This window comes from Micromonospora sp. KC207 (genome assembly GCF_004348615.1).
Taxonomy (GTDB): domain Bacteria; phylum Actinomycetota; class Actinomycetes; order Mycobacteriales; family Micromonosporaceae; genus Micromonospora.
Window position 1 is genome coordinate 37,720 of sequence record NZ_SMKJ01000014.1, and the last position, 6,431, is coordinate 44,150.

General features: G+C 74.7%; 9 protein-coding genes. 6 read left to right on the forward strand and 3 right to left on the reverse strand.

The window, feature by feature from the left end:
* Positions 1-23: 23 nt before the first annotated feature.
* Positions 24-1,058: an AraC family transcriptional regulator gene (locus E1258_RS03355; protein ID WP_132396724.1), complete on the forward strand. Its 1,035-nt coding sequence runs from the start codon at positions 24-26 to the stop codon at positions 1,056-1,058.
* Between the two features lie 22 nt (positions 1,059-1,080).
* Entirely contained in the window at positions 1,081-1,536 is a 456-nt protein-coding gene (locus E1258_RS03360; protein WP_132396704.1) for an Rrf2 family transcriptional regulator, read from the forward strand.
* A 122-nt stretch (positions 1,537-1,658) separates the two neighbouring features.
* Here the strand turns inward: E1258_RS03360 and E1258_RS03365 are convergent, their stop codons facing one another.
* Positions 1,659-2,207: a flavin reductase family protein gene (locus E1258_RS03365; protein WP_132396706.1), complete on the reverse strand. Its 549-nt coding sequence runs from the start codon at positions 2,205-2,207 to the stop codon at positions 1,659-1,661.
* Between the two features lie 590 nt (positions 2,208-2,797).
* Between E1258_RS03365 and E1258_RS03370 the strand changes: the two genes are divergently transcribed.
* The gene (locus E1258_RS03370; protein ID WP_131056659.1) at positions 2,798-2,977 is read left to right on the forward strand and encodes a DUF4236 domain-containing protein; all 180 of its coding nucleotides are present in this window, start codon (positions 2,798-2,800) and stop codon (positions 2,975-2,977) included.
* A gap of 247 nt (positions 2,978-3,224) precedes the next feature.
* Positions 3,225-3,467, forward strand: coding sequence for a hypothetical protein (locus E1258_RS03375; protein ID WP_243715151.1), 243 nt, complete (start codon positions 3,225-3,227; stop codon positions 3,465-3,467).
* Here the strand turns inward: E1258_RS03375 and E1258_RS03380 are convergent.
* Both E1258_RS03380 and E1258_RS03385 read right to left on the reverse strand, forming a co-directional pair.
* Positions 3,430-4,401, reverse strand: coding sequence for a hypothetical protein (locus tag E1258_RS03380; RefSeq protein WP_132396708.1), 972 nt, complete (start codon positions 4,399-4,401; stop codon positions 3,430-3,432). The genes E1258_RS03375 and E1258_RS03380 overlap by 38 nt on opposite strands.
* 67 nt (positions 4,402-4,468) lie before the next feature.
* Positions 4,469-4,990, reverse strand: a complete 522-nt coding sequence (locus E1258_RS03385) for a VOC family protein (RefSeq protein WP_132396710.1) — start codon at positions 4,988-4,990, stop codon at positions 4,469-4,471.
* A 47-nt stretch (positions 4,991-5,037) separates the two neighbouring features.
* Here E1258_RS03385 and E1258_RS03390 point away from each other — a divergent pair, with 47 nt between their 5' ends.
* Entirely contained in the window at positions 5,038-5,499 is a 462-nt protein-coding gene (locus tag E1258_RS03390) for a MarR family winged helix-turn-helix transcriptional regulator (RefSeq protein WP_207919376.1), read from the forward strand.
* Positions 5,500-5,559: 60 nt separating this feature from the next.
* Positions 5,560-6,431: tetratricopeptide repeat protein (locus E1258_RS03395; protein ID WP_132396712.1), on the forward strand; the 872-nt coding region annotated here is incomplete at its 3' end.

The window sequence follows — 6,431 nt, forward strand, 5'->3', positions numbered from 1 at the left end:
AGCGCGGGATACCGTCACAGATGATGGTCCCCTCCGGTCAGCTTTCCCCGGCGACGCGTAGTGACCTGGCGTCAGCCCGTACCGACCTGGCGCCTGCCCGGATCGCACCGGCGTCCGCCCCCACACCAGCGAACGCACGCACCGCGCCAGCGGCGCCCGGCACCGCCGCGGCGGCCCGGGTCGGCGACCCCCCGGCCCGGCCCGCCGACATCACCACCCTCACCCTCGACGACCTCGCCGGTGGCACCGGCTGGCGACGCCCGGTTCTGCTCGACGCGGACCTGATCGTCCTCGTCACCGGCGGCCACGGCACCGCCGAGCTGGACTTCCGGTCGTTGCCCTGCCGACCCGGAACGCTGCTGCGGGCCCGCCCGGGCCAGACGCTGCGCTGCGGGGGTGGCCAGCTCGACGCCGTGGTGGTCCGCTGGTCGGCCGCGGCCCTGCGTGGCCTCGACGTCGACGCCGCCGACGACGTGCCCGCCCACCGGCAACTTGCCGGCGAGGACGCGGACGCGGTGGTCAACGAGGTGACCCAGTTCATGGTGGACTGCCGGCGGCACCCGGATGTGCCCGCCGCCCGGGCGCTGCTGCGCCACCAGCTCGCCGTACTGCTGCTGCGGCTCGCGCTGCTCCCAACGGGACCGGCGGGCGCGGACGGAGGCGGAGGCGCGGACGCGGCCGGGGCCGGGCGACGCGCCGAGAGCACCACCTACCGCCGGCTCTGCCAGGAGGTCGAGCGCGGCTACCGGCACAGCCGGCGGGTGGAGGACTACGCGGCGCGGATCGGCTGCTCGGTGCGTACCCTCACCCGAGCCTGCCTGGCGGTGACCGGGCGCAGCGCGAAGCAGGTGATCGACGACCGGGTGACGCTGGAGGCCAGCCGGCTGCTCGCCGCCACCGACGAGCCGATTGCCCGCATCGGCAGCCGGCTCGGTTTCCCGGAACCGACGAACTTCGGCCGGTTCTTCACCCGGGAGGTCGGCATGAGCCCGGGCGCGTTCCGGTCGTCGAGGGGCGGGTTGCCCGGCAACGGCCGCCCACCGGCCCAACGAGGATGACAGGGGCGGGCATGATGAGTGGGTGCAGATCTCCGCGCGCGGCGACTACGCGGTACGGGCGGCCCTGAGCCTCGCCACCGCGTACCCCTCCCTGCTGTCGACCCAGTCCATCGCTGCGGAGCAGGACATGCCCCGCAAGTTCCTGGAGGCGGTCCTGGCCGACCTGCGCCGGGCCGGGCTGGTCCGGGCCCAGCGGGGCGCCGAGGGCGGCTACACGCTGGCCCGGCCGCCAAAGGAGATCACCATCGGCGCGATCCTGCGCGCGGTCGACGGCCCGCTGGCCGGAGTGCGGGGCATGCGTCCCGAGGAAACCAGCTACGACGGGGCGGCGGAGAACCTGCCCCGGCTCTGGGTGGCCGTGCGGGCGGCGGTGCGGCAGGTGGTTGACCAGGTGAACCTGGCGGAGATGACCAGCGGGCGGCTGCCGGGCCACGTCCGGCGGCTGATCGCCCGCCCGGACGCCTGGGAGCCCCGCTGATCCGACCGTCTGGCCGCACCGCCCCCGCACCGGTGCGGCCCCGTTCCGCGCAGGCGGGGGCACGGCGGGGTCATGGGCACGGCGGGGCGACCGGCCCGACGGGCCCGGTCACGGGTGCGCTGCTACTGCTCGTCGGCGTCGACGTGGCCACCCCGGTGGTGCACCAGCGGGGCACCGTCCTCCCCCACACCGAGGGCCAGCGGTTCGGCGATGACGATGGCGTGGTCCCCCGCCGACACCCGGTGCGCTACCCGGCAGAGCAGCACCGCGGGCGCCCCCTCGACCAGCGGCACACCGAACGGACCGAGCGCCCAGCCGGGGCGCGCGGCGAACCTGTCGACACCGCTGGTGGCGAAGGTGCGTGCCACCTCCTGCTGACCGGCCGCGAGCAGGTGCACGGCGACGTGCTCGGCGCGTTCGACGGTGGGCCAGTTCGACGACGCCCGGCCGAGGCAGAACGACACCAGCGGCGGCTCCAGCGACACGGAGGTGAACGAGGTCGCCGCGAACCCGGCCGGGGGCAGCGCCGGCCGGCCCCGGCCTCCGGAGCGCCCCGGCGTGGTGACCACGGCGACCGTGGTGGCCTGCCGGTGCAGCAGCGCGCGGAGCAGGTCGATGTCGACCGGGCGCAGCTCGGTGGTGCCGGCCACGGGCCGGTCCACGGTGGTCATGCCGGCCGCCGCAGGCAACGTCGCCGGTCGGTGCCCGGGAGGCCGGCTGCCCGCTGACAAGCGGGCACCGCGTCGACGAGAGGGTCGACGAGAGAGTGGTGTGTCGTGCGACGGGAAGGGGACACGGCTGTCTCCTGATCTGTCCGCGGGGCGGTGCGGCCACGCCGCGCGGCGGGCGCCGTGCGGTGCGGTGCGGGACGCGGCGGCGCGCCGACCGGGCTCCGAGCGGACGGGCGGAACGGTGGCCGGGCGACCGGTCACCTCAACAGAGCGCGCCCGCGTGTCGGACCAGGTCGACGTGCACGCGGGCGATGGGAAGGAACTCGTCCCGCTGCGCCATCACCCCATGGTGCCGCCGCCTCCTTCGAGCGGTCAACGCCCTTCCACAATATGAGATATGAATCGCCTTTCATCTGGACACCCACTCCCTACAGCAGAGAACCGATCGCAAATTCCTATCTGTTGAGTGTGAATTCCCGGGTCGGGTGGGCGGCGGCGTCCAGTGCGGACGGAGGCGGGTTTCGCGAATCGGGGTTTCGGGCATGTTCGAGTTCGACACGGCAGGGAGTGGTCACGAAGGGAGCCCCGCGATGGGCCTGATGTTCCGCAAGCGCAAGAAGTACGGCCCGCTCATCCTGAACTTCACCGAGAACGGGTTCTCCTCCTGGAGCATCAAGATCGGCCGCTGGTCCTGGAACTCGCGGGCGAAGGCGCACCGCGTCGACCTGCCCGGCCCGCTGTCGTGGAAGCAGGACAAGTCCCGGGCCTGACGTCCCGGGGTCGAACGGGGCGCCGGTGACCGACCGGCGCCCCGTTCGACGTCTCGTCCCCGGCCCGACCTACGGCGGGGCGGGCCGGCCGGTATCCCGCTGCGGCCCGGGAGCCCGGCGAGAATCGCCCCATGGCGCGGGGACACCACCGACCCGTCAGCGCCGCGGGGCGGCACTGTCGGTCCTGCTACTGCTGGTCGCCTACTTCACAGGGCTCGTCGAGCAGGACCCGAACGACCTTCGGCTAATGGCACGCCGCGCTGTCACGGTGGTGCTGGTGACCGCCGTGGCGTGGCTGGTCACCAACCTGGTGCGCCGGCAGCTCGCCGTGGCCGACGACCCCGAGCAGATAAAGGTCCGGTCGCTGGTCGGGCTCATGGTCGCCTGGATCGTGGTCTGCCTCCGGATGGTCTTCAGCATCGGCGTGGTCACCACCGGAGTGTCCATCGCGGTCAAGCAGCTGATCCGCCGTTTCCGGCCACCGCCCTGATCAGCACGTCCCCGCCGAGCCGACCGTGCTCCGGGTCGCGGGCCACCGCTTTCGCGTCGAGCAGGCCGGTCAGCGCCCGGGTCGCGTCCGCCGCCCGGTACACGGTCGAGGTGAGGGCGAACCGGCGCAGCTCGGTCACCGTACGCGGACCGCACCGGCCCAGCTCGGCGAGGAGTTCCCGGCGCAGCGGACCCGGGTCCGGGTCGAGCGCGATGTCGAGGGCGCGCCCCTGCGGATCGGCCGGGTCACGGTACCGGAGGCCGGCAGACTCGTCGACCGCCCAGAGCGCGTCCTTGAACGCCTGGAGGCTCCGGTCCGACCCCGTCGCGAACGCGATCCGCAGCCCCGCGGCCCCGCCCGTCGGGAGCCCCTCGGCCCCACCCGTCGAAGCGCTGCCCGCTCCGGCGACCGCGTCGCTGCCCAACGCGGCGAGCAGGTCGACCTCGGCCACCAGCGGGAAGCCGGCGGCGTCCAGCGGCGGCCGCAGGGGCACGCCGAGCGCGGTGGTCAGCAGCAGGTCGGCCGGGCGGCCGGACCGGGCGGCGGCCAGCAGTGCCGGCGTCGGGGCCGCGCCGTGGGCGACGGTCAGCAGCGGCGCCCCGGCCGCGCCGGCGGCCTTGAGTGCCACCGGCAGCCGCGCCGAGCCACCGGGCACCACGTGCACGGCCACCTCGGCGGGCAGTGCCGCCTCGGCCGCGCCGAGGCGGGCCGGCAGGCTCTCGTCGCCCTCGGCGAGGACCAGCACGGTCAGCCGGAACCCGCGCAGCCGGTCGGCGAACTCCCCCACCATTCGCAGCGCGGCGTCCGCGCCGCCGCCGTCGGTCCCGGCGTAGGCCAGGGCGAGGGTGGCCCGCCGCGAGCGCTGAAGCGCTGCGGGCAACCAGGCGTCGAGCTGTCGGACGAGCAGCTCGCGGAGGACGGCATCGGTCGGCATCCTGCCGTTCTACCCCACCGCCCGCCGCCCGGACGCGGCGATCCCCCGCGCCGGGCCGGCACGGCGGTCAGGCCGGGACGGAGATCCCGACGCCACCGCGGGTCTGGCCGCCGTAGCGCTGCCGCTCGCGGTCGAGGTCGAGGCGACCGATCCGCTTTCGGGCGGTGAGCGCGGCGTCGTCGAGTCGGTCGGCCGGCACCAGCCAGACGATCTCGAACTCCAGCCCGTCCGGGTCCTGGCCGTAGAGGCTCTTGGTGGTGCCGTGGTCGGAGCTGCCGGCCAGCGCGCCGGCGGCGGTCAGCCGCTCGGCGGCGGCGGCGAGTTCGTCGAGGGTGTCGACCTCCCAGGCCAGGTGGTAGAGCCCGACGGTGGCCCGGCCGGCCGTGGAGCGCCCGGCGGCCCGGCCGATCTCGAACAGACCGAGGTCGTGGTCGTTGGTGGAGCCCGGCGCCTGAAGGAAGGCGGCTCCCCGGAAACCGTCCGGGGTCATCGGGATGACCCGGAAGCCGAGCACGTCGCCGTAGAAGGCGACGCTGCGCTCCAGGTCACTGACGTAGAGGACGGCGTGGTTGAGGCGATGGATTCCCATGGGCCCCACGGTAGCGCGCTTTAGTTGAGCGCTCAACGACATACGGTATGATTGCGGTCATGACCCGCTGGCTGAACCCCGACGAGCAGCGCACCTGGCGGGCATACCTGGCCGCCTCGCGGGCGCTGATGGAGAAGCTCGACCGCGAGTTGCAGCGCGACGCCGGGATGCCGCACGCCTACTACGAGATCCTGGTCCGGCTCTCCGAGGCCCCGGACCGGCGGCTGCGGATGAGCGACCTGGCCGACGCGACCGGCTCCTCACGCAGCCGCCTCTCGCACGCCGCCGCGCGGCTGGAGGCGTCCGGCTGGATCCGGCGCGAGGACTGCCCGACCGACCGGCGGGGACAGGTCGCCGTGCTCACCGACGCCGGGTTCGCCGCGCTGGCCGCCGCCGCGCCCGGCCACGTCGAGGGCGTACGCCGGCACCTCTTCGACGCGCTCAGCCCCGCCCAGGTCGACCAGCTACGGCGAATCAGCGAGGCGATGACCGACCACTTGACCGGATGATGACCGAATCGCGATCGTCGGGGGGTTGTACATATTGTCGCGGTGCGGCCACGATGGGACGTGTCTCCCGCCTTCGGTGAATTGACCGGCCAGGCGCACCAGCTGGTGTCCGCCGGCGACCTGGCCGGCGCGCAACAGCTGCTCTCCGACGCGTTGAGCGACGCCGACCCCCGCCCCGACCACGCCTCGCCCGAGCTGGCCGAGGCCGCCGGCCTTCAGGCCCGCGTGCTGGTCGCGCTGGGCGAGCCACACTCCGCGCGCGGCTGGGCCGCCTTCGCGTACGCGGCGACGACGCGGCTGCATAGTCACTCCGACCCGCGCGCCGTGGCGGCGGCAGCCACCCTCGCGGCGGTGCTGCACCGGGTCGGCAGCTACGCCCGCGCCGCCCGGCTCTACTCCGACGTCATCATCGAGCTGACCGCGTCGGACGGGCCGGAGTCGCTGCGGGTGCTGGCCGCGCACGCCGACCTGGCCACCGTGGAGTACGCGCGGGGCCAGTGCGAGGTGGCCCGGGACCGCCTGCAGGACGCCTGGGAGTTGCACCGCGAGGTGTACGGCGACGGGCACCTCAGCGGCATCAAGATGCTGGCCCGGCTCGGAGCGATGCAACGCGACTGCGGGGAGTTCGCCGAGGCCCACGACAACCTGGCCCTGGCCCGGGAGCTGTGCCGGCAGCACCTCGCCGCCGACGACCCCCTCGCCGGGCAGGTGGCGGCCCTGGCCCGGGCAGCCGCCAACCCCGACCACGTCTGTGGGCGCACGCCCCCGGCCGAACGGGAGACGCCGGTCGCCCCGCCCGAGGCGGTCGCACCCACCGTGCCGGCGGCCCGGGTGGCGACGCCCGCCGAGGGGCCCCCGACGTACCAGCCGGCGTGGCCGCCCCAGGAGGAGCCCCACCCGGACGGGTGGCCGCCGGAAAACGAATCCCATCC

Coding starts and splice junctions, on each gene's coding strand:
- E1258_RS03355 (WP_132396724.1), top strand. CDS start 24: ATGGTCCCCTCCGGTCAGCTTTCCCCGGCGACGCGTAGTGACCTGGCG.
- E1258_RS03365 (WP_132396706.1), bottom strand. CDS start 2,207: ATGACCACCGTGGACCGGCCCGTGGCCGGCACCACCGAGCTGCGCCCG.
- E1258_RS03370 (WP_131056659.1), top strand. CDS start 2,798: ATGGGCCTGATGTTCCGCAAGCGCAAGAAGTACGGCCCGCTCATCCTG.
- E1258_RS03375 (WP_243715151.1), top strand. CDS start 3,225: ATGGCACGCCGCGCTGTCACGGTGGTGCTGGTGACCGCCGTGGCGTGG.
- E1258_RS03380 (WP_132396708.1), bottom strand. CDS start 4,401: ATGCCGACCGATGCCGTCCTCCGCGAGCTGCTCGTCCGACAGCTCGAC.
- E1258_RS03385 (WP_132396710.1), bottom strand. CDS start 4,990: ATGGGAATCCATCGCCTCAACCACGCCGTCCTCTACGTCAGTGACCTG.
- E1258_RS03390 (WP_207919376.1), top strand. CDS start 5,038: ATGATTGCGGTCATGACCCGCTGGCTGAACCCCGACGAGCAGCGCACC.